Consider the following 25143-nt stretch of genomic DNA (forward strand, 5'->3'; position numbering starts at 1 on the left):
GGGGTCGCCGGCCGCAAGGCTCTCCGGTGGACGGTGGGTTCTCGCGGACCGGCTCCGGTGGACTCTCCGGCGGAGCCGCTCTGTTGGACTCTCCGGGGAACCGGCTTCGGTGGGGTTGGGGCGTCCGCCCCGGAGCCGGTCCGCCGGTCAGGTCCCCGGGGAGCGGAACAGCATGCCCGTCAGGGCGTGGAAGACCTCGTCGGGGTCCTGCTCGCCCACCTGGGCGTCCAGGTTGTGGCCGAGCAGGAGCGTGGCGAAGCCGTGGGCGAGGGACCAGGCCGCGACGCCGGCGAGGCGGGCGTCGGGGCCGCGGCCCTCCGAGGGGAGCGCGGAGACGGCGGCGCGCAGACGCTCGCCCGCGAGCGCTCTCGCCGCGGTGAGTTCCACGTCGTTCTCGCGGAGCAGCTCCGGGGAGAACATGACCTGGAAGTGGGCGGGATGCTCCCGCGCGAAACGTACGTACCGCACGCCCGCGTCCCGTAGGTCGTCGGCCGCGTCGAGCGCGGTCGCCAGGAGGCCGTAGCCCTCCGCCGCGATGGCGGTGAGCAGACCGGTGCGGTCCTTGAAGTGGTGGGCCGGGGCGGCGTGCGAGACGCCCGCGCGGCGGGCCAGGTCGCGCAGGCTCAGCGCGGAGGGCCCCTCGACGGCGATGACGTCGAGAGCGGCGCCGAGGATGGCGCGGCGCAGGTCCCCGTGGTGGTACGGGCGCGTGGAGCCGCTGGTCTTCGCGGGAGTCATGGCAGCAGCGTACGCCGAATCTAGGCATTGCCAAGTTCGAGGGTTCCCGGTTCGGTCCGAGGGATCTAGTCATTGACAAGTTTGGGTCGGGTCGGGCAATCTTGGCAGTGTCAAGTTGTGGAGCGTGTCGTTACGTGACGAGGGGTGGAGTCATGTCGGGGAACGTCAGCGAGACAAGCGGGGCCGGCGGCGCGAGCGCGGCGGAGGAGGGTGCGGGCGTCGAGCTCGGCCGGGTGCGCCAGCTCTGGCATCTGCTGGAGCCCCTGCACGCCGTGCTGTATTACGCGCCGGAGGCCTTCGAGGAGGCGGCGGCGCTCGGCTACGGGATCGAGGAGCGCTGGCCCAGCTACTTCCCGTACCGCGCGGCGCCGTTGGGGGCCGTCGGCGGTGGGCGGGTGGCGTCCGCCTTCTACAGCTTCAGCCCGCGCATGGTTGACGAGCACATCAAGTCGGCATGGGAGAAGGCGAGTCCGGGTCAGGTGCTCGCGGCGCGCGAGCGGGCCGTCGACCGGGCGTACCGCGCGATATTCGGCGACCGCGTCACCAGCCCCGAGCTCGCCGAGGCCGCCGCGCTGGCCCGCCGCGCGGCCGAGGCCGTGAACACGGCGGGGCGCCAACTCGCCGCCGCGAACGTGGACGTGGCGTGGCCCGAGGCCCCGCACCTCCAGCTGTGGCATGCGGCGACGATCCTGCGTGAACACCGCGGCGACGGCCACCTCGCGGCCCTGCTGGTCGCCGGGCTGGACCCGGTCGAGTCCCTGGTCTCTTTCGCGGCGATAGGGGCGGCCTCCGTGGAGCGTTTCGAGAGCCGCGGCTGGAGCCCCGAGGAGTGGGGAGCGGGGAGGGACCGTCTGATCGCCCGTGGCCTGGTGGACGAGGACGGCATCGCCACGGACGCCGGCCGTGAGCTGCGCCGCCAGGTCGAGCAGCACACCGACCAACTCGCCTCCGCCCCATGGCAGTCGCTCGGCGCGGACGCCGTCGCCCGCCTCGCCGATCTGCTCGGCGAGTTCTGGGTCGCGGTGCTGGGCTCGGGACTGCTGCCGTCGGAGACGACGCTGGGGATCGGCAAGGTCTGACGGCCGATCGGCGGGGTCTGGCGGCGGGGCAGCGGCGGCGGTCGGGAAGGAGCGGGGCGGTAAGGTCGGAGCAGCCCGATGCCCCCGGCCTGCCCGGCGAGGGGGCGGTGGCGGCCCCGGTAGGAGTGCGACGACTTCCGGTCTCACCCCGTGAGTGCAACGCCCCCGGCCCGCTGAGGCGTAACGACTCCGGCCCCACCCGGCGAGGCGCCGTGATGGGGCTGAAGTGGACTTACCGGGAGTGGACGTACTGGTCGCACCAACCGCACCGCGCTCGCCGCCACTGATCGGCTTCCTCGGCCGGTCGGCGGACCTGTCGGGCGAGCCGACCTGCCGCCTCGGTTCCGAGTAGTGGCTCAGCGCCTGCACGCGGCACTTCGGGGTGCGGTGCGCGGCGGCCGACGGTGGGCCGATGGGTGTGTGTTCTCGGATCGCTCCGGCTATGGCTGTCCGGGCCGGTCACGGTTGCGGTCCATGCCCATCGCGCCTTCGGCCTTCTGTTGCGCGCCGTCGACCTTGTCCGTGTGTTTGTCGCCGGTCTTCTTGTTGACCTGCTTCTCTGCGGCGTCGGACATGTCTCCTGCCTTGTCCTGTGCCGCCCGGCTGCTCTTGAACCTGTCGAAGATGCCCATCCAGAGCTCCTTCCGGGGGTGACTCACGACCGACGATACGCCCGGCATGCGCCGATTGCCCATCGATGCCTGGTAGGGCCGAGGAATGGCGGCCGCTACCTTGGGCAGACGGGAAACACGCCCGAGCGGGGCGGATCCGGGGAGGCGAAGGGGAGGGGCGTCGTGGCGCGTCTGAGGGGTGGGGCGGCTGCTGCCGCGGTGGTGCTGGTCGTCATCGGGGCCGGGGTCAGCGGCTGCAAGAAGGATGCGATCGGTTCCGCGGGACCGGAGGAGACGGCGGCCGGCGGTGGTGGCGCCGCGCTCACCGCCGTGGACTCACTGGCCGTCAAGGGGCGCGCGCCCAAGACCGGGTACAGCAGGGAGCGGTTCGGCACGGCGTGGGCCGACACCGACTCGAACCACTGCGACACCCGCGACGACATCCTCAAGCGGGACCTGAAGGAAGTGAAGTTCAGCGACGGGATGTGCAGGGTGTCCCGCGGGGTCCTCGAACCGGATCCGTACGGCGGTAAGGACGTCACCTTCACCCGCGGGCGCAGCCTGGTCGACATCGACCACCTCGTCGCGCTCTCGGACGCCTGGCAGAAGGGCGCCAAGTACTGGGACGCGAGCAAGCGGATCGCCCTGGCCAACGACCCGCTCAACCTCCGTGCCGTCGGCGCCAGCGCCAACCGCAGCAAGGGCGACGGCGACACGGCGACCTGGCTCCCGCCCAACAAGTCGTACCGCTGCACGTATGTCGCCGCGCAGGTGGCCGTGAAGAAGAAGTACGGGCTGTGGGTCACCGGTGCCGAGAAGGCGGCCATGAAGAAGGTGCTGGCCGGCTGCCCGGGCCAGAAGCTCCCCTCGGGCGGAAACGCGACGGCCGCACCGAAGAGGTTCCACGCGAACTAGGCGTAAAGGGATACGCGTTGACGTGTGGCGTGATCCGGGCGGGATGCGTGTGACGTGATCCGGGCGGGATGCGTGTGACGTGATCCGGGCGGGGTGCGCGAGCCGCTGTGAACCGGTGGGGCGCCGAGGCCGAGCTCGTCCTGCCCCCGTCGCTGGAGGAGTGGCGCGACTGGACCGGGCTGCCCTTCGACACGGAGGGTCTGGTCGAGGTGCCCGGCGCGCTGGTGCCGGTGCACTGCGAACCGGGCCGCGGCTATGCCGTGTACGTCGAGCCCAACGTGTGGGTGCGGCACTCCGTCTGAGCTCGACGCGGCGGCGGTGAACGGCGGGTCGTCAGCTGCCCAGCTTGTCCAGGTCGAGGATCCGCCCGGCGGGCTTGTCGGCGGCGACCGGCTTGTCGTACTCGCTGAAGGTGATCGTGCCCGGGTCCTTGGCGGAGGTGCTGTCGACCCGCAGCAGGTAGGGCTTGCCCCGGGTGGCGACGTACAGGGTGTACCGGTCCTTGCCGTCCTTCTCGTGCAGGACGATCGCCGGGGTCCCGTCGACGGTGGTCGTCCTGCCGCGGGTGGCATCGGAGTTCACGTCCCCCGCCTCGGCGAGCACGGAGTCGAGGTCGCAGAAGCCCGCGATGTCCTTGGCGTCGGAACCGGTCGCGGACATCTTGGTCCACTTGCCGGCCAGCATGTCCACGACCCCGTCCGTCTCGGCCTTGGAGTCGCTCCCGGCCTGGGCGCGCAGGAACGCCTCGTCGTACTTCATGTAGACGGTGTCGCCGGTCTTGATGAGGTCGGCCTTGCCCTGGCCCTTCATGTTCATCGTTCCGGCGCACTCGCCCTTCTTGTCGAGTGCCATGTCGATCCGGATGGTGCCGCCGTCCTCGTCTTCGGGTACGTCGCCCTTCATCCGGAGCGAGGTGGCACCCGTGGTGGCCTTCACGGCCCGGTCGGCGATCTCGCCTCCGGACAGTCCGGCGAACGGTCCCTTCGGCTTGCTGTCCGCTTTGGTCTCGCCGGGCAGGCAGCCGGTGAGGCCCGCGGTGGCCGCGGCGGCGAGGCAGAGAGCGGCAAGTGCGGTGCGACGCATGAGAGTTCCTTGGCGTGGTGTCGGGTGGTGGAGAGGGTGGGGGGAGCGGTTTCCGGGGTGGCGGTACGGCGTCAGCCCGTCTTCTTCCAGTCCCCGCAGCCCGCCGTCTTGAAGTAGGCGTCGCCGGCGCCGATGGTGACGACGGCGGTGCCGGACACGTTGTTGTTGGCCACGATGGAGTTCATGGAGTGCGAGGCGTCCTTGTCGCGCTCCCAGTAGCAGGAGTCGTCGGCGTTGCCGTTGGACTTGTAGGTGCCGGGGGCGATGTCCGCGCCGACTCTGTACATGCCGCCGTCGCCCTTCATCCGCGTGGCGGGCGATCCGGACGCCTTCGCGTCGACGGCCTCCCAGTCCTCGCAGTCCTTGGTCTGGAAGAGCTTGTCGCTCGCCTTGACGGTCACGTAACTGGTGCCGCTGACGTTGTCGTTGGCGATCAGGGAGTTCATCTCGCCCGAGGCGTCCTTGGCGCGCGCCCAGTAACACATGCCGTCGGTGTTGCCCGTGGTCCGGTAGGTGCCGGGCTTGATGTCGCTGCCGACCTGGAAGTCGCCGTCCCCCTCGAAGGCGACCTTCTTCGCGGCCTTGTCCGCCGTGCCGCTCTTCTTCGTGTCCGCCTTCTTGCCGGACTCGTGCCGGGCGGCGGAGGTGTCCTTGCCGGTGTCGCCGGAACCGCTGTCTCCGTTGTTGCCCCCGTTCGCCGACACGGCCCCGATGACGACGATGCCGACCACGGCCCCCAGCCCCAGCTTGACCTTGATGCCCATGACTGTGCCCTCCCCTGGCTGTGAACAGATTGCGTGAACACGCACGGCGACCGGTTCGTTCCGGCGACTTGCCCGTTCGATGGGTCAATAACAGCAGAGCGTGTGAACCGAGTCAACACGATGCGAGAGGAAGGATGTGTACACGTGCGTGAAGGGGTAGATCTTGCATTCGTCGGTATGCTCGGCGTCACAGACCGGGACGGTGGGCCACGGGCGTCACGAGCCGTGTGGTGCGTGCGGGCCCGGCCCGGCGCCACGGGTGCCATGAACGCCCGGACGCCGCAGCGGGAACGGGTGGCTCGGGCCGCAGGTGTGCCACAAGGGCCCACGGGGGTCGCCGACCAGAACGAGGGGAGCCGGGCGGGTGCAGCACAACGCGACAGAGGTGACCGCCGCCGGAATCGCGCGGCTCGCCGGAGTCGGCCGCGCGGCCGTCAGCAACTGGCGCCGCCGGCACGCCGACTTCCCCAAACCGGTCGGCGGCACCGAGACCAGCCCCTCCTTCGCGCTCGCCGAAGTCGAGGCCTGGCTGCGCGACCAGGGCAAACTCGCCGAGGTCCCGCTGCGCGAACGCGTCTGGCAGCAGCTCGCCGGCCACCCGGGAGGCCCGGTCACCGCACTCGTCCACGCCGGATGCGTGCTCCTGCTCATCCACGACCGCCCCACCGACTGGCTGGAGCTGAGCGCGGGCTCCGACGAACGGCTCGCCGCCCTGCTGCCCGCCGCCCTCGACCAGGTGATCACCCCGCGCTTCGGCGCGCCGCGCGAGCGTGCTGTGAACACACCGGCCGGCCCCGCGCTGCTCACCTCCGCCCCGCTGCTGCGCGGGGCCGCCGAGCTCGCCGCGGAGTTGGGCGCCCGGCAGACGTACGAGTTCCTGCTCGGGCGCCACCTCGACGCCAACCCGCGCCAGTACACGCTGACGCCGGGCGACCTCGCCGCGCTGATGGCCGAGCTCGTCGGACCGGCGCGCACGGCACTCGATCCGGCGTGCGGTACCGGTGCGCTCCTGCGCGCCGTGGCGCCCCGGCCGGACCAGGAGCTCTACGGCCAGGACAGCGCGCCCGAGCTCGCGGCGCTCTCCGGGCTGCGGCTCGCGCTCCAGGGGAAGGCCGCCGTCCGCACCGCCGCCGGCGACAGCCTCCGCGCGGACGCGCACCCCGTGCTCAAGGCCGACGTCGTCCTGTGCCACCCGCCGTTCAACGAGCGCAACTGGGGGCACGACGAGCTCGCCTACGACGCCCGCTGGGAGTACGGCTTCCCGGCCCGTACCGAGTCCGAACTGGCCTGGGTGCAGCACGCGCTGGCCCACCTCAGGGACGGCGGCGCCGCCGCCGTCCTCATGCCGCCGGCCGCCGCCTCGCGCCGCTCGGGCCGCCGTATCCGCGCCGACCTGCTGCGCCGCGGTGCCCTGCGCGCCGTGATCGCCCTGCCGGTCGGCGCGGCGCCCCCGTACAACATCCCGCTGCACATCTGGGTGCTGCGCCGCCCCGAGAAGGCGCCCGCGCAGCCCGAGCTGCTCGTCGTCGACAGCGGCGCGTCGGCCGGGGAGGGCCGCGGCGGCCTCGACTGGGCGGCCGTTCGCGGCGCGGTGCTCGACGCGTGGCGGCCCTTCGAGCGGAGCGGCACCGCGCCGGAGCGGCCGGGCTTCAGCCGTTCGGTTCCGGTCATCGAGCTCCTCGACGACGACGTCGACCTGGCACCCGCGCGCCATCTTCCGCCGGCCGCCGCCGGAGGCGGCACCGAGCGGCTCGCGAGCGTGCGGGAGCATCTCGGCGACACCTTGCGCCTCACCGCCGATCTCACGCCCGCCGAGGCGCAGCGCATGCCCCCCGTGCGCTGGCCGCTGATCACCGTCGGTGAACTCGCGCGTGGGGGAGCCCTCTTGCTGCGCACGGGCGGAAACAGCGCCCCCGGGCGCGCGGCGGTGCTCACCGACCACGACGTGCTCGCCGGAACCGCGCCGTCCGGAAGCCTTCCCGAGGGGGAGGAGGAAGCCGTCCTCGTCGAGACGGGCGACGTGGTGGTCCCCGTGCTGGGCGGCGGTTCCATGGCGCGCGTGGTCGACGAGGACACGGCGGGCGCCGTCCTGGGGCGCAATCTCACGCTCCTGCGCCCCGATCAGGCCTCCCTGGACCCGTGGTTCCTCGCGGGCTTCCTGCGGGGTACCGCGAACAACCGGCAGGCCAGCAGCTACGCGTCCACCGCCACCCGGCTCGACGTGCGGCGCCTGCAAGTGCCCCGGCTCGCGCTGGACGACCAGCGCCGCTACGGGGAACGCTTCCGCGCGCTCGCCGAGTTCGAGGACGCGCTGCGGCGCGCGGGGCGGCTCGGGGAGCAGCTCGTGCGGGGGATGTACGACGGTCTGACGGACGGGACGGTCACACCTGGCTGACGGAACGGGAGTTCCCGCGGGGGCTCCCGGAGCCCGCCGGGGCACGCGGAGCGATCAGCACGACAACGGTTCGGTACAACCCGGGACCGGTTGTCCTCGTCGGCCTATACGCTCGGACTCCCAACTCGTACGTCCGTCCCCATCAGGCCTCCAGGAGCAGTCATGCACGGCCACGGCTACGCGCCGCCTCCGCCGAAGCGACCCTCGACCGGGGTGCTCGTCGTGTTGCGCGTGATCTTCGCGGCGGTGCCGCTCCTGAGCATCGGCTTCCTGGCGTGGGTCGCCACGCTGCGCGTCGCGCTCGTGACCCGCAAGGCCGCCGACTGGTGGATCTTCGTGGGTTCGCTCGCGGCCATGGGGATCAGCTTCGGCTACCTCAGCACCGACCACACCGAGGACTTCAGCAGCCCGAACGGCAACGTCGGAATGATCATCCTGCTGTTGAACGCCGCCGCCTGCACGGGCTACTTCCTGTTCGCGGACATCCGCCACTACAGCCGGCCGAGCCCGTTCGTCTATCCGCAGACCGCCCACCCGGCCGAGCGCTACGGGTACCCGCAGCCCGCGTCCCCGTACGCGACCCCGGTCCCTCAGCAGCCGGTGGCGCCCGTGCAGCAGGTCCCCGTGATGCCGCCTCCGCCGCAGCGGCCCGCGCCCGCGCGGATCGACCAGGTGCGTGCCGAGCTCGACGAACTCAGTGACTATCTCCGTAAGCGCGACGGTCAGCACGAAGACGGCAGGGACGGCAGATGAGTGTGGCGACGAGCCGTGTGATCGCGGACCGCTACGAACTGTCCACGCTCATCGGGCAGGGCGGCATGGGCCAGGTCTGGACCGCCTACGACCAGCGCCTGGACCGGCGGGTCGCGGTCAAGCTGCTGCGTCCCGACAAGGTCGCGGGCCAGGAGGCGGACGAGCTGCGCCGCCGCTTCGTGCGGGAGTGCAGGGTGACCGCGCAGGTCGACCACCCCGGTCTGGTCACCGTCCACGACGCGGGCAGCGTGGGCGAGGAACTGTTCCTCGTCATGCAGTACGTGGACGGGGCGGACCTCTCCGACCATCTCGCCGAGCACGACCCGTATCCCTGGCAGTGGGCCGTCGCGGTCGCGGCCCAACTGTGCGCCGTGCTGAGCGCGGTGCACGCCGTCCCGATCGTGCACCGCGACCTCAAGCCGCGGAACGTGATGGTCAAGCAGGACGGCACGGTCACCGTCCTCGACCTGGGCGTCGCCTCCGTCATGGACACCGACACCACGCGGCTCACCCACACCGGCTCACCCATCGGCAGCCCCGCCTACATGGCCCCCGAGCAGGCGATGGGCGGCGCGGTCGGCCCGTACACCGACCTGTACGCGCTCGGTGTGCTGCTGCACGAACTCCTCAGCGGTGACGTGCCGTTCTCCGGTTCGACCGCGCTCGGCGTGCTGCACCGGCACCTGTACGAGCCGCCGCTCCCGGTGCGCCGGCTGCGCTCCGAGGTGCCTCCCGCGCTGGAGGACCTCGTGCTGCGCCTGCTCTCCAAGGACCCGCAGCACCGGCCGGCGTCCGCGCAGGAGACGTACGAGCAACTGCTCCCGCTGCTGCCGGCCCGCGGCATGCCCACGGGTGCCCCGCTGGACCCCACGCGCCCCTTCCTGCGCCCGCACGCGCCGTGGCCGGACCGGGCGCGCACCCCGGCGCCCCAGCCGCAGGCCGCGCCCGTGGTGGAGAAGCCCGATGTCGCGGGCGCCGTCGACGAGGTCAAGCGGCTGCTGGGCGAGGGCCGCATCACGCAGGCCGTGGACATCCTCGGTTCGATCCTCCCGGCGGCCGCCGCCGAGCACGGGGAGCACTCGCCCGTGGTGCGCACCCTGCGCAAGCAGTACGCGGCCACGCTCATGGACGACGGGCAGTACCGCCGCGCGCTGCCCGAACTGCGCCGTCTCGCCGACGAGCGCGCCGCCGAGGCGAGCCAGGCCGACCCGCAGTCCCTGCGCTTCCGCTACGACGCGGCCCAGTGCCTGGAACAGCTCGGCGAACCCGCCGCCGCGCTGGCCGAGTACCGCGCCCTGCTGCCGTACTACGAGAACCAGTACGTCGCCGGAGACCCGGAGATCTCCCTCGAAGTCCGCCGCAGGATGGGCCACTTGCTGCTCGCCCTCGGTGACCGCGGCGCCGCCCACGACACGCTGGCCAGACTCCTGCACGACGTGGAACGGCTGCGCGGCCCCGGGTACCCCATGGCGGCGGAGATCCGGCGGACCCTCCAGTGGCTCGGCCAGGTGAGGGGCTAGGCTCCGGGCGCGGGCAGGTGAGGCGCCAGGCTCCGGGCGCTTCACGCCGATCAAGCCTCGAAAGCTTTGCGCCGGCTTGGCCGAAGCTTGTGATGATCAAGGTGCGCTGTTTCCCGAACGGGGGCGGCGCGCTCGGTACGGTGCGATCCGCTTTCGTGCGCCGCACGCGCGCGGCGCCCACTCGACGTGCGCCGCACGCCCGCGTGACCAGCGCACCCGACACATGAACCATGGGGTGGGGATTTTCATGTCCAGCCATCGGCATTCCAAGAAGCGCAGATACGCGGCATGGGCCGCGGCGGGCGCCGCTGTGGTCGCCGGAGCGGGAATGGCCGCGCAGAACTCGATGGCCGCGACCACGTGGCCCGCGCAGAAGACCTTCACGGGCCGCGCCTTCGACACCTGCGCCGCGCCCTCGCTGAACGCGATGAAGGCCTGGCACACCGGCTTCTACGGAGCGGCCGCCGTGTACATCGGCGGCAAGAACCGCGGGTGCGGCCAGCCCAACCTGACCGCGTCCTGGGTGAAGTCGGTCAGCACGGTGGGCTGGAAGCTGATCCCGCTGTACGTCGGCGCCCAGCCGTCCTGCCAGACCGGGAGCAGCCCCGAGAAGCTCACCGCCGCGACCGCCGCGTCCCTGGGCGCGACCGACGGCGCGGACGCGGTCGCCAAGGCCTCCGCCCTCGGCATGAAGGCCGGCAGCCCGATCTACCTCGACATGGAGTCGTACGACGTCACGAACAAGGCGTGCAACGACGCCGTGCTGACGTATGTGCGCGCCTTCGACAAGACCCTGCACGCCAAGACGTACCGCACCGGCTACTACGGCTTCACCAGCTCCAGCGCCAAGGCCGTCGCGACCGCGACCGACAAGACGGATCTGCCGGGCAACCTCTGGTACGCGCTGTGGGACAAGAAGAACACCACGACCACCGACTGGCCGTGGGGCGCCACCCAGTTCACCGGCCACAGCCGCGCCCACCAGTACATGGTCAACAGCAAGGAGTCCCGCGGCGGTTACACGATCACCGTGGACCGGGACGCGTGGGACGCGCCCGTGGCGATCACGGGCTGAGGACGATGTGACGTGCGGCGGTGCCCGAAGTCGTCGCGAATCGTTGGTCGAATGGCTGGCCGAGAGGCGGGCCACTGCCTACCATCGATCACCGCAAGACTTTGTGCACCGCCGCACAATCTCCTCGGGAGGCTTCCTTGCACCGCCGCCGTCGCACCGCGCTCGTTCTCTCCGCCGCGATCGTCGCGGCGGCCCCTCTCCTCACCGGCTGTGGCAGTGAGGCCCATCCGGGCGCCGCGGCCGTCGTCGACGGCCGACGGATCACCGTCGCGCAGCTGGAGAGCCGGGTGAACGAGGTGCGCTCGGCGCAGCGGGCCGCCAGCAAGGACGACGCCCAGTACGAGCAGGTCATCGCCAACACCGGCACCCTCACCCGCGACACCCTGCACGGCATGGTCCTGGACCGGGTGCTGGACCGGGCGGCGAAGAACGCCGGGGTGAGCGTGACCCGCAAGGACTCCCAGCAGATGCGTGCGGCCCTCGAACAGCAGGCGGGCGGCTCGGAAGCGCTGGAGACGGCCTGGCTGACGAACTACGGCGTGGCGCCGCAGCGTCTCGACGACAGCCTGCGTACCGAGATCGAGGCCCGGAAGCTGGCCTCCGCGCTCGGTGTCGACATGAACACCACCGACGGCAAGGCCGCCTTCTGGAAGGCGATGTCCGCCGCCTCCAAGCAGCTCGACGTCGACCTGAACCCGCGTTACGGCACCTGGGACGTCCAGAAGAGCAGCCGCGTCGACGCGAAGACGCCGTGGCTGCGGGAGGTCACGGCGACGGGGACCCAGCAGCCGGCCTGACCGTCTCCGGGCCGTCGGCCGACCGACGGTGCCCCCGGGCCTGTGGACGGCTTCGGGGGCTGTCGGCGGTGTGGGTTACGTTCGAGGGGTGAACGCATCCAGCAGCTTCGACGGCGACGAGCGGACCGCTGCCGACGCGACCGTCGTGGGCCCCGGCCCCGGCCGTATCGTCCTGCTCACCACCAGCCACCGAGTCGCGCCCGGGCTGTTGTCCTGGCCCGCCTGGCAGGCGCTGCACGGCGCCGACCGGGTCCTGTGCGCGGACGGCGCGCACCCGCAGGTGCCGTATCTGCGCGAGGCCGGTATCACCGTCGACGAGGAGTCCCCGACCGCGGAGGATCTGGTCGACGCGTGCGCCGGCGGTCGTTCGCTGGTCGTCGTGGCCACCGGTGAGGGCGAGCCCCGCCTCACCGACGGCCTGGCCCGGCTGGCGGGCTCCGGCCGCGTACAGATGCCGGACCTGGAGCTGCTCCCCGCCTCGTACGACCTGCCGGGCGCCCGCCTGCTCGACCTCGTCCAGGTGATGGACCGCATCCGTGCCGAGTGCCCCTGGTCGTCCCAGCAGACCCACAAGGGCCTGGCGAAGTACGGCATCGAGGAGGCGTACGAACTCGTCGAGGCCATCGAGGAGGGCGACCGGGACGAGCTGCGCGAAGAGCTCGGTGACGTCCTGCTCCAGGTCGTGTTCCACTCCCGGATCGCCGAGGACGACGAGGAGGGCCCCTTCTCGATCGACGACGTGGCCGGCGGCATCGTCGCCAAGCTGATCCACCGCCACCCCCATGTCTTCGGCGACGAGACGGCCACGACGCCCGAGGAGGTCAAGGCGCACTGGCTGCGCACCAAGGCCGAGGAGAAGCGGCGCACTTCGGTCACCGAGGGCGTCCCGCTGGGTCAGCCCGGCCTGGCCCTGTCGGCCAAGTTGTCGTCCCGGGTGCGGACGGCGGGACTCGGGGTCCCGCTGCCCGCCGGGGAGGGCGTGGGGTACGAGCTGCTGGCGATGGCCGCGCACGCCGAGGCCGAGGGCGTGGACCCGGAGGCGGCGCTGCGGGCGGCGGCCCGGGCGTACCGGGACGCGATCCGCGTGGCGGAGGGCTTCGTGGGGACGGACCGGGATCAGCACAGGGATCAGGACGGGGATCAGGACGGGGATCCGGACGAGGCAGGGTGAGGGGCGAAGAAGGGGGAGGGGTGAAGGAGGGGGAGGCGCAGGGGAGGACTGACGGCGGCCGGAGTCACGCCCCCGTGGCGCGGTCCGCCGGGTTGTGCCAGTTCGGCACGGGGCGGTCGAGCAGCCACTCCGCCGCGCCCAGCGGGCGGGGCCGGGTCTCTCCGGTCGGCGGCAGCAGGTCGTGGAAGACACGGTCGGCCGGTGCGCCGAGGGCGGGAAGGGCCTCGCCGACCTCCTCGACGAGATCGGGCGGACCGGCGATGTAGACGTCGTGCCGGGTCCAGCCGGCCCGGTTGCCCAGCGCGGTGAGCAGCCGTTCCGTCGCCTGTTCCTTGGGGCGGCCGGGCGCGGGCGTGATGAAGGTGACGGCGAGCTGGGGGAGCCGGGCCCGCAGGCGTTCGACGGCGGGCCGGTCGTAGAGGTACGCGATGTCGCGAGCGACGAGGAACAGGCGGGCCTCGTGGGCTGGGTCGAGCTGTTCCAGCAGGGCCTTCACCGGGGCCCAGCCCGTGCCGGCCGCGATGAGGGTCAGGGGCCGGTCGGCCGGTGTCCGCAGGGTGAGGCCGCCGCCGGGCGCGCCCAGCCGCAGTACGTCGCCCACGCGGGTCTGCCGGACGAGCGCGGTGGAGAGCACCCCGTCCTCGACGCGGCTGATGTGCAGGTCGACGGTGCGGTCGGCGCGGGGCGCGTTGGCGAGGGAGTAGGGGCGCCAGACGCACGGCAGTTGGGGCGTGTTGACGCTGACGTACTGACCGGGGGAGTAGGTGAGCCGCTGCCGTGGCCGCAGGGTGAGGACGACGAGGTCGTCGCCGTGCCGGGTGCGGGCGACGACCTCCGCGTCCCACCAGCGGGGCTCGCCGTGGTGCTGGGCCTCCCAGGCGCCCTGCAGCATGAGATGGGTGATCGCCTCGTACGCCTCGGCCCAGGCCTTCTCGGCCTCGGAGCTCCAGGCGGAGCCCGCGACGAAGGCGAACGCGGCGATCAGGCTCGCCCCCACGGCCGCGTAGTGGTCCGGCTGCGCCAGGTACTTCCGGTGGTCCCGCCCGAGATCCCTCAGGTACCGGGGCAGTTCCGGATCCTCCAGCCCGTCCATGACGAACGTGAGCGCCGCGAAGAGCCGGTCCCGCTGCCGCTCCATGTCCTGCGGGAGGTCCGCCGGGAACAGCCCGCGGAGCTCGGGGTTGTGGCGGAACAGATGCGAGTAGAAGTACTTGACCGCGAACTCGGCCCGTCGTTCCACGACCGCGAAGCTGGATCTGAGTATTTCGGGGTCCACTGCGTGAATGTAGGGAGGTGCCGAGCGGCCGAGTCAAACAGTCGGCCATGTCTGGACAGCCTGGGGTGAAAAGGGCAGGGGGGACTCGCCGTCGCCGCCGGGCCTCCCCGGTACCGCCCCGATCGCCGGTCGGCCCGGGCGTCCCCGCGTCCTGCGGATACCGTCGAGGGGTGACCGAGCACGAATCCCCCGCCAGCGCCGCCCCCGAACTCTTCACCTGGGAGTTCGCCACCGATCCCTACCCGGCCTACGCCTGGCTCAGGGAGCACGCGCCGGTGCACCGCACCCGGCTGCCCAGCGGAGTGGAGGCCTGGCTCGTCACGCGGTACGCCGACGCCAAGCAGACGCTCGCCGACCAGCGGCTGTCCAAGAATCCCGCGCATCACGACGAACCCGCGCACGCGAAGGGCAGGACCGGGATTCCGGGGGAGCGCAAGGCCGAGCTGATGACGCATCTGCTGAACATCGATCCGCCGGACCACACCCGGTTGCGGCGGCTCGTCAGCAAGGCCTTCACCCCCCGGCGTGTCGCCGAATTCACCCCACGGGTGCAGGAGTTGACGGATCAGCTCATCGACCAGTTCGCGGCCAGGGGCTCGGCCGACCTCATCCACGAGTTCGCCTTCCCGCTCCCCATCTACGCCATCTGCGACATGCTGGGCGTCCCCCGCGAGGACCAGGACGACTTCCGGGACTGGGCGGGGATGATGATCCGGCACGGCGGCGGGCCGCGGGGCGGGGTCGCCCGGTCCGTCAAGAAGATGCGCGGCTATCTCGCCGAGCTCATCCACCGCAAGCGCGAGGCGCTGTCCGATGTGCCCGGACCCGGCGAGGACCTCATCTCCGGACTCATCCGCGCCTCCGACCACGGCGAGCACCTGAGCGAGAACGAGGCCGCCGCGATGGCCTTCATCCTGCTCTTCGCCGGTTTCGAGACCACGGTCAATCTCATCGGGAACGGGATGCACGCCCTCCTCACCCACCCCGAGCAGCGGGCCCGTCTCCAGGCCTCCCTCGCGGCCGGGGAGAGCGGACTGCTCGAGACGGGCGTCGAGGAACTCCTGCGCTACGACGGGCCCGTGGAGCTGGCCACCTGGCGGTTCGCGACCGAGGACGTGCGGATCGGCGGGCAGGACATCGCGGCCGGCGATCCCGTGCTCGTGGTCCTCGCCGCCGCGGACCGCGACCCCGAGCGGTTCGAGCGGCCGGACACGCTCGATCTCGCACGGCGTGACAATCAGCACGTGGGCTACGGCCACGGCATCCACTACTGCCTGGGCGCGCCGCTGGCCCGTCTGGAGGGGCAGACCGCGCTCGGCACGCTCCTCACCCGCCTCCCCGACCTCCGACTTGCGGGAGATCCGGCTGATTTGCGTTGGCGTGGAGGGCTCATTATGCGCGGATTGCGCACGCTTCCGGTGGAGTTCACCCCGGTCAAATAGCCCTTGATCGGTCCATCGGTGACCCTTCGCCACCCCTGTCGAGGGGGTTCTTCCGAATACCGGAAAGAGCACCCTTCCGGCTACCGGAACATGATGATCCATCAAATCTGTGATCTTCACGTGATCTGTACTGCATCGACTTGTGACAAGCGTTCGACTCCGGCTACGTTCACCCATCAACGCGGCACCTGCGCTTCTTACTTCGCAGGAGGCCCGTTGTCACCTGCTGTCACGCGAAAGGCTTCCGCATGCTCTCCGGGAACGGCCGTCACCGTCGCCCCCGTCAGGCCCCGGCCCTCATCGTCGCCGCAGGGGTGACCGGATCGGCGATCGCCATCCCGTTGCTCGCCGCGACGAGTGCGAGCGCGGCCGACGGAACCACCTGGGACCGGGTGGCACAGTGCGAGAGCGGCGGCGCGTGGAGCGCCGACAACAGCAACGGGTACTACGGCGGGCTACAGCTGACCCAGGACGACTGGGAGGCGTACGGCGGTCTCGAATACGCCCCGAGAGCCGACCAGGCCAGCCGTTCGCAGCAGATAGCCGTGGCCGAGAAGGTGCTCGACGACCAGGGGCTCGCGGCCTGGCCGACCTGCGGACCGCTCTCCGGGCTGAGCGCGGACTCGGGCGACGTGCGTGTCGACACGGGCCTGGCCGGCGACTCGTCGGCCGGCGGGAGCGAGTCGAGCGGCTCCGTTTCGTCCGGATTGTCGACTACGCCCAACTCATCCCCTTCATCCATCCCGTCCGGTTCAGCTGATTCGGGCGACTCCCCGGACGTGACCGACAACACCGCGAAGCCCAGCGCCTCGCAGGATTCCGGCAGCTCGGACAAGGCGACCGGCAAGGACGACAAGTCGGACAAGTCGGGTCAGGACGGCGCTTCTTCGGATGCCTCCGACGACGCGAGCGCCAGCACCGGGCGGCACCGTGGCGGCAGTGCCGACGAGGACGCGTCGGCCGGCGCGGCCGACGACCGCACCGACAGCGCCGCCGGGCGGCACGCCTCGCGCGGCTCGAGCGACTCGCGCGACGCCACGGACGACTCGTACGTCGTGGACGACGGGGACAGTCTCTGGAGCATCGCCGACGCCCTTGACCTCGAAGGTGGATGGGGCGGCCTGTACGTCGCGAACGAGGACACGGTCGGGGCCGATCCCGACCTCATCGTTCCCGGTCAGAGCCTGTCTGTTGCTACCGAAACGGTCGAAAAGTAGCGGGAGTTCACGTCACGGTTAGCTGTGGAATGTCCGGTTTGGCGCGAGTGAGAGATGGGTCTCAGAAGCCCTGATCGTCTTTGAAATTCCGCCGATCGACTGCTTACGGTCGTGACCGCTCGCCACAGCGGGCCCCGACGGTCACAACGCCGAATCCTGCCAGCGGCCGTACGGGAACAGTCGTCGCGTCATGCGCCGTAGGCAGGAGCGGGGGACCCAAGGTAAGCGCCGCGTCCGGGAGTTGAGAGACATCCGGAACGGCTTGGGGTTAAGTCGCGTGTCGGACGTCCTGGAGACGGGACCGAAGACACGCGGCCGGGCAACTCAACCGGCCCGAACCCGACAGCTCACCTCGCAGGCGTCGGTGAGGGGATCACTCCATGCTGTTTTCCAGCAAGGGCAAGCACCGCCGTCCGAACAAGGCCACCCGCGTCGCCACGCTCGCCGGTGTCACCGGTGTCGCCATCGCCGCTCCGCTGATGGCGGCCGGCAACGCCTCCGCCGCCACCGCCTCCGAGTGGGACGCCGTCGCCCAGTGCGAGGCCGGCGGCAACTGGTCGATCAACACCGGCAACGGCTACTACGGCGGCCTGCAGTTCTCGGCCTCCACCTGGGCCGCGTACGGCGGCACCGCCTACGCCTCCACCGCCGACCAGGCCTCGAAGTCGCAGCAGATCGCCATCGGCGAGAAGGTCCTCGCCGGGCAGGGCAAGGGCGCCTGGCCGACCTGCGGCGTCGGCCTGTCGAGCGCCGCGTACAGCGGTGACACCTCGACCCCGTCGACCCCGTCGGCCCCCTCCTCGTCGAGCGCCTCGCAGGGCAGCACCACCCGTACGACGGAGCAGCCCGCCTCCCGTTCCGCGGAGCGCCCGGCCGCCCAGAAGACCGTCACCACCCCGACCGGCAAGAAGGTCAAGAAGGGCGACGGCGAGTACAAGGTCGTCAAGGGTGACACCCTCAGCTCGATCGCCGAGAAGAAGCACGTCAAGGGCGGCTGGCAGAAGCTGTTCAAGCTGAACAAGGACGTCGTCGCCGACGCCGACTTCATCTACCCGGGCCAGCAGCTGCACCTCGGCTGAGCACGGCCGCGTACCGGCCCCCCATGGTCGCCCTCGGCGGACGGCGACCGCAGCCGGGCCGCGCGCAGCCTCACTCGCGCTGAACGACAGCTCCCCTCACAGGCCGGGCCTCCATGTGGAAGGCCCGGTGAGGGTCCCCGTCCCCACGGGCTCCCCGCTCCGGTGCTTGTTCCCCCGCATGCACCGGAGCGGGGTTTTTCATTTCTTTTTTTGTTCCGTTCAGGAACAATATGTACCCTCAGTTCTGCCCAAGGGGTGGTCGATCGGCTGGCCGATCCCCCCGGGCCGGTTAGGCTCATCCCGCAGGGCTGGCAAGTCCTGCGTACCCGCGTCACATCCCAGAAGGAGATGCTCGTGCCGTCCATCGACGTCGTCGTAGCCCGGGAAATCCTGGACTCCCGAGGCAACCCCACGGTCGAGGTCGAGGTCGGCCTCGACGACGGCAGCACGGGTCGTGCCGCCGTTCCGTCCGGCGCTTCCACCGGCGCCTTCGAAGCCATCGAGCTCCGCGACGGTGACCCGAACCGCTACCAGGGCAAGGGTGTCGAGAAGGCCGTCCTCGCCGTCATCGAGCAGATCGGCCCGGAGCTCGTCGGCTACGACGCCACCGAGCAGCGCCTGATCGACCAGGCGATGTTCGACCTGGACGCCACCGACAACAAGGGCTCGCTCGGCGCCAACGCCATCCTCGGCGTCTCGCTCGCCGTCGCGCACGCCGCTTCCGAGGCGTCCGACCTGCCGCTCTTCCGCTACCTGGGCGGCCCGAACGCGCACCTGCTGCCCGTTCCGATGATGAACATCCTGAACGGCGGGTCGCACGCCGACTCGAACGTGGACATCCAGGAGTTCATGATCGCCCCGATCGGCGCGGAGTCCTTCTCCGAGGCCCTGCGCTGGGGCACCGAGGTCTACCACACCCTCAAGTCCGTCCTGAAGTCCAAGGGCCTGTCCACCGGCCTCGGCGACGAGGGCGGCTTCGCCCCGAACCTGGACTCCAACCGTGCCGCGCTCGACCTCATCGTCGAGGCCATCAAGCAGGCCGGCTACGTCCCCGGCGAGCAGGTCGCGCTCGCCCTCGACGTCGCGGCGTCCGAGTTCTACAAGGACGGCAAGTACGAGTTCGAGGGCAAGTCCCGCTCGGCCGCCGAGATGACCGAGTACTACGAGGAGCTCGTGGCGGCCTACCCGCTCGTCTCCATCGAGGACCCGCTCTTCGAGGACGACTGGGCCGGCTGGAAGGTCCTCACCGACCGCCTCGGCGACAAGGTCCAGATCGTCGGCGACGACCTGTTCGTCACCAACCCGGAGCGCCTGGCCCGCGGCATCGAGGAGGGCACCGCCAACGCGCTGCTCGTCAAGGTCAACCAGATCGGTTCGCTGACCGAGACCCTGGACGCCGTCGAACTCGCCCAGCGCAGCGGCTACAAGTGCATGATGTCCCACCGCTCCGGCGAGACCGAGGACGTCACCATCGCCGACCTGGCCGTCGCCACCAACTGCGGCCAGATCAAGACCGGCGCCCCGGCCCGCTCCGAGCGCGTCGCCAAGTACAACCAGCTGCTGCGCATCGAGGAGATCCTCGACGACGCCGCGGTGTACGCCGGCCGCTCGGCGTTCCCCCGCTTCAAGGACTGACCCCGCAAGGCTCAGGAAGCGTCGTCCGTACGTCCCCGCACTCGGTCCCGTACCGTGTGCGGGGACGTACGCGCGTGACGGGCCCCTACCGACGGGCCAGTACTGGGGAGGCGGGACTCATGGCCGTGAAGGACCGGGACCGGTTCTCCACCTCGACCCGGCTGAAGCTGCTCGGCGAGCAGACGGCGGCCCGGGTCTACCGCTCCCAGACCAAGCGGCAGGCGCGCCGCTCCCGGCTGACCGGCCGGGCCGCGCTGCTGGCCCTCGTCCTGTGCTCCCTGATCGTCGCCCTCGCCTACCCGATGCGGCAGTACGTCTCCCAGCGCGCCGAGGTCGCCGACCTGGAGCGGCAGCGGGAGCAGGCCCGGCAGCGGGTCGAGCAGCTGCGCGACCTCAAGGCGCGCTGGCAGGACGACGCGTACGCCGAGCAGCAGATCCGGCAGCGGCTGCACTATGTGATGCCGGGCGAGACCGGCTACGTGGTGATCGACCCGGACGCGGCGAAGCAGGCCCGCGCCGACAAGGGCACCACCGACCGCCCCTGGTACGCCAATGTCTGGGACGGCGTGGACAAGTCCGACGCCGCCGACCAGTGACGACCCATGAACTGACCAGAAAGACACGTGACTCACGGCATGGAAACGCCACCGCCCACCACCCCGCGCACCGAGCCCACCGACGCCGACGTCGAGGCCTTCAAGCAGCAGCTCGGCCGGCCGCCGCGCGGGCTGCGCGCGATCGTGCACCGCTGCCCCTGCGGTCAGCCGGACGTGGTGGAGACGGCCCCCCGCCTCCCCGACGGGACGCCGTTCCCGACCACGTACTACCTGACGTGCCCGCGGGCCGCGTCGGCGATCGGGACGCTGGAGGCCAACGGGGTCATGAAGGAGATGACCGACCGGCTGGCCACCGACCCCGAACTGGCCGCGGCCTACCGCGCCGCCCACGAGGACTACATCGCGCGCCGTGACGCCATCGAGGTGCTGGCGGGCTTCCCGAGCGCGGGCGGTATGCCGGACCGGGTGAAGTGCCTGCACGTCCTGGTCGCCCACTCGCTGGCCGCGGGGCCGGGCGTGAACCCGCTCGGCGACGAGGCGATCGCGATGCTGCCGGAGTGGTGGCGCAAGGGGGCGTGCGTGACGCCGCCCGGCCCGCCGTCCGGCGACGAGCGGCAGGTGGAGAGGTCCGGAGAGGGCGCCGACGCCGGCCACTTCGCCTTCAAGCCTGCTCGGTCGGGTGAGCCGGGTGAGCCGGGTGAGTCCGCCGGGTCCGGCGAGGACGACCAGTGACCCGGGTCGCCGCCGTCGACTGCGGTACGAACTCGATCCGGCTCCTGGTGGCCGACGCCGACCCGCGGACGGGTGGACTCGTCGAACTGGACCGGCGGATGACCATCGTCCGGCTGGGCCAGGGCGTCGACCGCACCGGCCGGCTCGCCCCCGAGGCGCTGGAGCGGACGTTCGCCGCGTGCCGTGAGTACGCGGCGGTCGTCAAGGAGCACGGCGCCGAGCGGCGGCTGCGGTTCGTGGCCACCTCCGCCTCCCGGGACGCCGAGAACCGGGACGAGTTCGTGCGCGGGGTGCTGGACATCCTCGGCGTCGAGCCGGAGGTCATCACCGGGGACCAGGAGGCGGAGTTCTCCTTCACCGGGGCGACCAAGGAGCTGACCGGGCGCGACGACCTGGCCAAGCCCTACCTGGTCGTGGACATCGGCGGCGGTTCGACCGAGTTCGTCGTCGGGGCCGACCGGGTGGACGCGGCACGCTCCGTGGACATCGGCTGCGTACGGATGACGGAGCGGCACCTCGTGCACGACGGTGCCGTGACCGACCCGCCCACCGCGGAGCAGATCGCGGCCATGCGCGCCGACATCGAGGCGGCCCTCGACCTCGCCGGGGAGACGGTCCCGCTGCGCGAGGCGCGCACGCTGGTCGGGCTGGCCGGCTCGGTCACCACGATCGCGGCGATCGCGCTGGACCTCGACGCCTACGACTCCGCGAGGATCCACCACTCCCGGGTCTCAGTCGACCGGGTCCGCGAGATCACCGCATGGCTGCTGCGCTCCACCCACGCCGAGCGCGCGGCCGTCCCCTCCATGCATCCGGGGCGCGTCGACGTGATCGCCGCGGGTGCCCTCGTGCTGCTCTCGATCATGGAGCGGACCGGGGCCCGGGAGGTCGTCGTGAGCGAGCACGACATCCTCGACGGCATCGCGTGGTCGGTGGCCTAGGTCTCCTTCGCTACCGATCAGTGGCCCTCGGCTGAGCAGGTCGGATAACGTATGAGCGCGCCTGAGGGGGTTGTGGAACCCCCTCGGCGGGGCCTCGCCGGGAAAGTTCGTGAAGTTCTTCACAAGGAAAAAGGCCCTGCCGGGCGAGGAAGGGGCCACTTGGGCCCTTCCCCGGCGCTCGGGCGGTCCGGGAGCCTGCTCGACGGAGCATTGCGGCCGCGTTTCCGGGCAGTGAAACAGAGGTGTGGTTCGCTGGGCTGAACGGGTTGGACCGCAGCTCACGCGGTGTTGACAACGGTACGAACCGTACGGTGGTTCCCCCGGGTCACCATGACCTCGATCACGTGGGCGGCGGAGTGTAGCAGAGCCCCTGCCCGAGCTTGTGAAGGGGCGCACGAGCGACCCCCCGGGAGCGGGTGGATACTCGATGGCATGAGCACCACGGAGCGTCCCAGGATCCTCGTAGTAGGCGGTGGGTACGTAGGCCTGTACGCAGCTCGGCGCATCCTCAAGCAGATGCGCTACGGAGAGGCGACCGTCACGGTCGTCGACCCCCGGTCGTACATGACCTACCAGCCCTTCCTCCCCGAAGCCGCCGCAGGCAGCATCTCGCCGCGGCATGTCGTCGTCCCGCTGCGACGCGTCCTTCCCAAGGCGGAGGTCGTCACGGGCCGGGTCACCACCATCGACCAGGACCGCAAGGTCGCCACGGTCGCCCCCCTCGTGGGCGAGGCGTACGAGCTGCCCTTCGACTACCTCGTCATCGCGATGGGCGCGGTCTCCCGCACCTTCCCGATCCCCGGCCTCGCCGAGCAGGGCATCGGCATGAAGGGCATCGAGGAGGCCATCGGCCTGCGCAACCACGTCCTCGAGCAGCTCGACAAGGCCGACTCCACCACGGACGAGGACGTCCGCCGCAAGGCGCTGACCTTCGTCTTCGTGGGTGGCGGCTTCGCCGGCGCCGAGACCATCGGTGAAGTCGAGGACATGGCCCGCGACGCGGCCAAGTACTACAGCAGCGTGTCCCGTGAGGACATGCGCTTCATCCTCGTCGACGCCGCGGACAAGATCCTTCCCGAGGTCGGCCCCAAGCTCGGCCAGTACGGCAAGGAGCACCTGGAGAGCCGCGGTGTGGAGATCTACCTCTCCACCTCGATGGACTCCTGCGTCGACGGTCACGTGGTGCTGAAGAACGGCCTCGAGGTCGACTCCAACACGATCGTCTGGACGGCCGGCGTCAAGCCGAACCCCGTTCTCTCCCGCTTCGGTCTGCCGCTCGGCCCGCGTGGCCACGTGGACACCCAGGCCACCCTCCAGGTGCAGGGCACGGACTACATCTGGGCCGCGGGCGACAACGCCCAGGTGCCGGACGTCGCCGCCCGCAAGGCCGGTGTCGAGAACGCCTGGTGCCCGCCGAACGCCCAGCACGCGCTGCGTCAGGCCAAGGTCCTCGGCGACAACGTGATCTCCGGTATGCGGGGCTTCCCGCAGAAGGAGTACGCGCACGCCAACAAGGGCGCCGTGGCCGGTCTCGGTCTGCACAAGGGCGTCGCGATGATCGTCATGGGCAAGATGAAGATCAAGCTCAAGGGCCGTCTCGCCTGGTACATGCACCGTGGCTACCACGGTCTGGCCATGCCGACCTGGAACCGCAAGATCCGCGTCTTCGCGGACTGGACGCTCGCGATGTTCCTCAAGCGCGAGGTCGTCTCCCTCGGCGCCATGGAGTCTCCTCGCGAGGAGTTCTACGAGGCCGCCAAGCCGGCCCCGGCCCCGGCCGCGGCCGCCCCGGCGCCCGCCGCCAAGACCGAGGAGAAGGCCAAGGCCTCCTGACCTCCGGTCACCGAACGCCCCGAAGGGGCCGCCCGCCATCCGTGGTGCGGGCGGCCCCTTCGGCGTTCTCCCGGCCCGAAAAGCGTGGTGAGTACATGCACTTTGCGAATCTGTAACGCGGAAGGGGGACTGCGCGCGGGGCGGGTAGGTGTTTACGTGGTGTCGGAGCGTTCGGGAGTGTCGTCTCGGAGGTGTACGCCATGCAGGAAGCCGCGCCGCGGCTGAACAGCCTTGTCGAACAGTTGCTGGGAGCCCCGCTCCCCTTGCGCATCCGCGCCTGGGACGGTTCGGAAGCGGGCCCGCCGGGAGCTCCGGCGCTCGTCGTCCGCAATCGGCGAGCCCTGCGCCGTCTCCTGTGGAAACCGGGCGAGTTGGGTCTCGCGCGCGCCTGGGTCTCCGGCGACCTGGGCGTCGAGGGCGATCTCTACACCGCCCTGGACCTGATCTCCGGGCTCGTCTGGGACCGCGGCGAGGACGCCCGGGGGCTCGGGGAGGCGCTGCGCGACCCCGAGGTGCGCGCCGCGGTGCGCGGGCTGGTGAGGATGGCCGGGCCGCCGCTGCCGCCGGCCCCGCCCGTCGAGGAGGTGCGCAGACGCCGCCACCTGCACACCAAGCGCAGCGACCGGCGGGCCATCAGCCACCACTACGACGTCGGCAACGACTTCTACGAGATCGTCCTCGGCCCGTCCATGGTCTACTCGTGCGCCTACTGGGACGAGGGCGGCACCCTGGAGGGGGCCCAGCGCGACAAGCTCGAACTCGTCGCCGGGAAGCTGGCCCTGAAGCCCGGTCAGCGGCTCCTCGACGTCGGCTGCGGCTGGGGCTCGATGGCCATCCACGCCGCCCGCGATCACGGCGCGACCGTGGTCGGGGTGACGCTGTCGCAGGAGCAGGCCGCGTACGCCCGTAAACGGGTCGCCGACGAGGGCCTGACCGACAAGGTGGAGATCCGGGTGCAGGACTACCGGGACGTCACCGACGGGCCCTACGACGCGATCTCCTCCATCGGGATGGCCGAACACGTCGGCGCCGAGCGCTACCTCGAGTACGCCGAGGTGCTGAACCGCCTGCTGAAACCCGGCGGGCGGCTCCTCAACCACCAGATCGCGCGACGCCCGCAGCGCAACGAATCGACGTACTCCGTCGACGAGTTCATCGACGCCTACGTCTTCCCCGACGGTGAGCTCGCGCCCGTCGGGACGACCGTGACGCAGCTGGAACGGGCCGGCTTCGAGGTGCGCGACGTCGAATCCATCCGTGAGCACTACGCGCTCACCCTGCGCGGCTGGGTCGCCAACCTGGAAGCCGGGTGGTCCCGCGCCGTCCGGCTCACCAGCCCCGGCCGGGCGCGCGTCTGGCGCCTGTACATGGCGGCCAGCGCGGTCGCCTTCGAGTGCAACAACATCGGCGTCAACCAGGTCCTGGCGGTGAAGACCCCGGACGGAAGCGGCGGGTCGGGGATGCCGCTGCGGGCGAGAACCTGGAACTGACGCGGGACAGCCGGAGACAGGTGAGGGGCCCGTTCCGTCC

The 25143-nt window shown here is 71.2% G+C and carries 22 protein-coding genes, 1 pseudogene and 1 riboswitch; of the genes and pseudogenes, 18 read left to right on the forward strand and 5 right to left on the reverse strand.

Translation table 11 applies throughout. The features are described 5' to 3' along the window. Window positions 1–147: 147 nt before the first annotated feature. Window positions 148–738: a TetR/AcrR family transcriptional regulator gene (locus tag ACFWBT_RS05855; RefSeq protein ID WP_385696380.1), complete on the reverse strand. Its 591-nt coding sequence runs from the start codon at window positions 736–738 to the stop codon at window positions 148–150. Window positions 739–890: 152 nt separating this feature from the next. Between ACFWBT_RS05855 and ACFWBT_RS05860 the strand changes: the two genes are divergently transcribed. Further along, window positions 891–1817 carry a hypothetical protein gene (locus tag ACFWBT_RS05860; protein ID WP_385696383.1) on the forward strand — a complete coding sequence of 309 codons (927 nt, stop codon included), beginning with the start codon at window positions 891–893 and terminating at the stop codon, window positions 1815–1817. 440 nt (window positions 1818–2257) lie between these two features. Here ACFWBT_RS05860 and ACFWBT_RS05865 read toward each other — a convergent pair whose 3' ends face one another. Then, window positions 2258–2449 carry an antitoxin gene (locus ACFWBT_RS05865; RefSeq protein WP_385696385.1) on the reverse strand — a complete coding sequence of 64 codons (192 nt, stop codon included), beginning with the start codon at window positions 2447–2449 and terminating at the stop codon, window positions 2258–2260. A 162-nt stretch (window positions 2450–2611) separates the two neighbouring features. Here ACFWBT_RS05865 and ACFWBT_RS05870 point away from each other — a divergent pair, with 162 nt between their 5' ends. Continuing rightward, complete coding sequence (locus ACFWBT_RS05870; protein ID WP_385696388.1) at window positions 2612–3343, forward strand: HNH endonuclease family protein; 732 nt, start codon at window positions 2612–2614, stop codon at window positions 3341–3343. Window positions 3344–3495: 152 nt separating this feature from the next. Next, window positions 3496–3645, forward strand: a pseudogene (locus tag ACFWBT_RS05875) (N-acetyltransferase); the annotation flags it as partial. Window positions 3646–3676: 31 nt separating this feature from the next. Here ACFWBT_RS05875 and ACFWBT_RS05880 read toward each other — a convergent pair. Together ACFWBT_RS05880 and ACFWBT_RS05885 are read right to left on the reverse strand one after the other, a co-directional pair. After that, the gene (locus ACFWBT_RS05880; RefSeq protein ID WP_385696391.1) at window positions 3677–4426 is read right to left on the reverse strand and encodes a hypothetical protein; all 750 of its coding nucleotides are present in this window, start codon (window positions 4424–4426) and stop codon (window positions 3677–3679) included. Window positions 4427–4497: 71 nt separating this feature from the next. Further along, window positions 4498–5190 carry a hypothetical protein gene (locus ACFWBT_RS05885; protein ID WP_385696394.1) on the reverse strand — a complete coding sequence of 231 codons (693 nt, stop codon included), beginning with the start codon at window positions 5188–5190 and terminating at the stop codon, window positions 4498–4500. A gap of 364 nt (window positions 5191–5554) precedes the next feature. On the opposite strand from ACFWBT_RS05885, the gene ACFWBT_RS05890 reads away from it, so the two are divergent. The 6 genes from ACFWBT_RS05890 (at window position 5555) to ACFWBT_RS05915 (ending at window position 12901) form a co-directional block, all read left to right on the forward strand. Beyond that, entirely contained in the window at window positions 5555–7585 is a 2031-nt protein-coding gene (locus tag ACFWBT_RS05890; RefSeq protein ID WP_385696397.1) for an N-6 DNA methylase, read from the forward strand. 162 nt (window positions 7586–7747) lie between these two features. Then, window positions 7748–8338, forward strand: a complete 591-nt coding sequence (locus ACFWBT_RS05895) for a hypothetical protein (RefSeq protein ID WP_385696399.1) — start codon at window positions 7748–7750, stop codon at window positions 8336–8338. Further along, window positions 8335–9858, forward strand: coding sequence for a protein kinase (locus ACFWBT_RS05900; protein WP_385696401.1), 1524 nt, complete (start codon window positions 8335–8337; stop codon window positions 9856–9858). Before ACFWBT_RS05895 ends, ACFWBT_RS05900 begins: the two co-directional genes overlap by 4 nt. Before the next feature lie 247 nt (window positions 9859–10105). Further along, window positions 10106–10933, forward strand: a complete 828-nt coding sequence (locus tag ACFWBT_RS05905; protein ID WP_385696405.1) for a glycoside hydrolase domain-containing protein — start codon at window positions 10106–10108, stop codon at window positions 10931–10933. Between the two features lie 137 nt (window positions 10934–11070). Next, window positions 11071–11730 carry a SurA N-terminal domain-containing protein gene (locus tag ACFWBT_RS05910; RefSeq protein ID WP_385696407.1) on the forward strand — a complete coding sequence of 220 codons (660 nt, stop codon included), beginning with the start codon at window positions 11071–11073 and terminating at the stop codon, window positions 11728–11730. A gap of 145 nt (window positions 11731–11875) precedes the next feature. Next, window positions 11876–12901: a nucleoside triphosphate pyrophosphohydrolase gene (locus ACFWBT_RS05915; RefSeq protein ID WP_385696499.1), complete on the forward strand. Its 1026-nt coding sequence runs from the start codon at window positions 11876–11878 to the stop codon at window positions 12899–12901. 64 nt (window positions 12902–12965) lie between these two features. Here ACFWBT_RS05915 and ACFWBT_RS05920 read toward each other — a convergent pair whose 3' ends face one another. Next, window positions 12966–14177 (reverse strand): globin domain-containing protein, encoded by a 1212-nt coding sequence (locus ACFWBT_RS05920; protein WP_385696410.1) that lies wholly within the window; start codon window positions 14175–14177, stop codon window positions 12966–12968. Between the two features lie 47 nt (window positions 14178–14224). On the opposite strand from ACFWBT_RS05920, the gene ACFWBT_RS05925 reads away from it, so the two are divergent. From ACFWBT_RS05925 to ACFWBT_RS05965, 9 genes are all read left to right on the forward strand, one after another. Next, window positions 14225–15619: a cytochrome P450 gene (locus ACFWBT_RS05925; RefSeq protein ID WP_385696412.1), complete on the forward strand. Its 1395-nt coding sequence runs from the start codon at window positions 14225–14227 to the stop codon at window positions 15617–15619. Between the two features lie 248 nt (window positions 15620–15867). Then, window positions 15868–16836 (forward strand): transglycosylase family protein, encoded by a 969-nt coding sequence (locus tag ACFWBT_RS05930; protein ID WP_385696415.1) that lies wholly within the window; start codon window positions 15868–15870, stop codon window positions 16834–16836. A 183-nt stretch (window positions 16837–17019) separates the two neighbouring features. Then, a riboswitch (cyclic di-AMP (ydaO/yuaA leader) is annotated at window positions 17020–17212 on the forward strand. Window positions 17213–17216: 4 nt separating this feature from the next. Beyond that, window positions 17217–17915: a transglycosylase family protein gene (locus ACFWBT_RS05935; RefSeq protein WP_385696419.1), complete on the forward strand. Its 699-nt coding sequence runs from the start codon at window positions 17217–17219 to the stop codon at window positions 17913–17915. Between the two features lie 348 nt (window positions 17916–18263). Then, window positions 18264–19550: a phosphopyruvate hydratase gene (eno, locus tag ACFWBT_RS05940; RefSeq protein WP_385696421.1), complete on the forward strand. Its 1287-nt coding sequence runs from the start codon at window positions 18264–18266 to the stop codon at window positions 19548–19550. Window positions 19551–19669: 119 nt separating this feature from the next. Next, window positions 19670–20146, forward strand: coding sequence for a septum formation initiator family protein (locus ACFWBT_RS05945; protein WP_385696424.1), 477 nt, complete (start codon window positions 19670–19672; stop codon window positions 20144–20146). Between the two features lie 39 nt (window positions 20147–20185). Next, window positions 20186–20839: a DUF501 domain-containing protein gene (locus ACFWBT_RS05950; RefSeq protein WP_385696426.1), complete on the forward strand. Its 654-nt coding sequence runs from the start codon at window positions 20186–20188 to the stop codon at window positions 20837–20839. Continuing rightward, window positions 20836–21780, forward strand: coding sequence for an exopolyphosphatase (locus ACFWBT_RS05955; RefSeq protein ID WP_385696428.1), 945 nt, complete (start codon window positions 20836–20838; stop codon window positions 21778–21780). The genes ACFWBT_RS05950 and ACFWBT_RS05955 overlap by 4 nt, the downstream gene beginning before the upstream one ends. 432 nt (window positions 21781–22212) lie before the next feature. Then, window positions 22213–23613: an NAD(P)/FAD-dependent oxidoreductase gene (locus ACFWBT_RS05960; RefSeq protein ID WP_385696430.1), complete on the forward strand. Its 1401-nt coding sequence runs from the start codon at window positions 22213–22215 to the stop codon at window positions 23611–23613. 200 nt (window positions 23614–23813) lie between these two features. Further along, on the forward strand, window positions 23814–25103 hold the full coding sequence (locus tag ACFWBT_RS05965; protein ID WP_385696433.1) for a class I SAM-dependent methyltransferase: 1290 nt from the start codon (window positions 23814–23816) through the stop codon (window positions 25101–25103). The last annotated feature ends 40 nt before the right edge of the window (window positions 25104–25143 follow it).

Origin of the sequence: Streptomyces sp. NPDC060027 (genome assembly GCF_042737005.1) — a bacterium.
Classification (GTDB): domain Bacteria; phylum Actinomycetota; class Actinomycetes; order Streptomycetales; family Streptomycetaceae; genus Streptomyces.

Coding starts and splice junctions, on each gene's coding strand:
- ACFWBT_RS05855 (WP_385696380.1), bottom strand. CDS start 738: ATGACTCCCGCGAAGACCAGCGGCTCCACGCGCCCGTACCACCACGGG.
- ACFWBT_RS05860 (WP_385696383.1), top strand. CDS start 891: ATGTCGGGGAACGTCAGCGAGACAAGCGGGGCCGGCGGCGCGAGCGCG.
- ACFWBT_RS05865 (WP_385696385.1), bottom strand. CDS start 2,449: ATGGGCATCTTCGACAGGTTCAAGAGCAGCCGGGCGGCACAGGACAAG.
- ACFWBT_RS05880 (WP_385696391.1), bottom strand. CDS start 4,426: ATGCGTCGCACCGCACTTGCCGCTCTCTGCCTCGCCGCCGCGGCCACC.
- ACFWBT_RS05885 (WP_385696394.1), bottom strand. CDS start 5,190: ATGGGCATCAAGGTCAAGCTGGGGCTGGGGGCCGTGGTCGGCATCGTC.
- ACFWBT_RS05895 (WP_385696399.1), top strand. CDS start 7,748: ATGCACGGCCACGGCTACGCGCCGCCTCCGCCGAAGCGACCCTCGACC.
- ACFWBT_RS05900 (WP_385696401.1), top strand. CDS start 8,335: ATGAGTGTGGCGACGAGCCGTGTGATCGCGGACCGCTACGAACTGTCC.
- ACFWBT_RS05905 (WP_385696405.1), top strand. CDS start 10,106: ATGTCCAGCCATCGGCATTCCAAGAAGCGCAGATACGCGGCATGGGCC.
- ACFWBT_RS05925 (WP_385696412.1), top strand. CDS start 14,225: ATGTCTGGACAGCCTGGGGTGAAAAGGGCAGGGGGGACTCGCCGTCGC.
- ACFWBT_RS05930 (WP_385696415.1), top strand. CDS start 15,868: ATGCTCTCCGGGAACGGCCGTCACCGTCGCCCCCGTCAGGCCCCGGCC.
- ACFWBT_RS05935 (WP_385696419.1), top strand. CDS start 17,217: ATGCTGTTTTCCAGCAAGGGCAAGCACCGCCGTCCGAACAAGGCCACC.
- eno (WP_385696421.1), top strand. CDS start 18,264: ATGCTCGTGCCGTCCATCGACGTCGTCGTAGCCCGGGAAATCCTGGAC.
- ACFWBT_RS05945 (WP_385696424.1), top strand. CDS start 19,670: ATGGCCGTGAAGGACCGGGACCGGTTCTCCACCTCGACCCGGCTGAAG.
- ACFWBT_RS05950 (WP_385696426.1), top strand. CDS start 20,186: ATGGAAACGCCACCGCCCACCACCCCGCGCACCGAGCCCACCGACGCC.
- ACFWBT_RS05960 (WP_385696430.1), top strand. CDS start 22,213: ATGAGCACCACGGAGCGTCCCAGGATCCTCGTAGTAGGCGGTGGGTAC.
- ACFWBT_RS05965 (WP_385696433.1), top strand. CDS start 23,814: ATGCAGGAAGCCGCGCCGCGGCTGAACAGCCTTGTCGAACAGTTGCTG.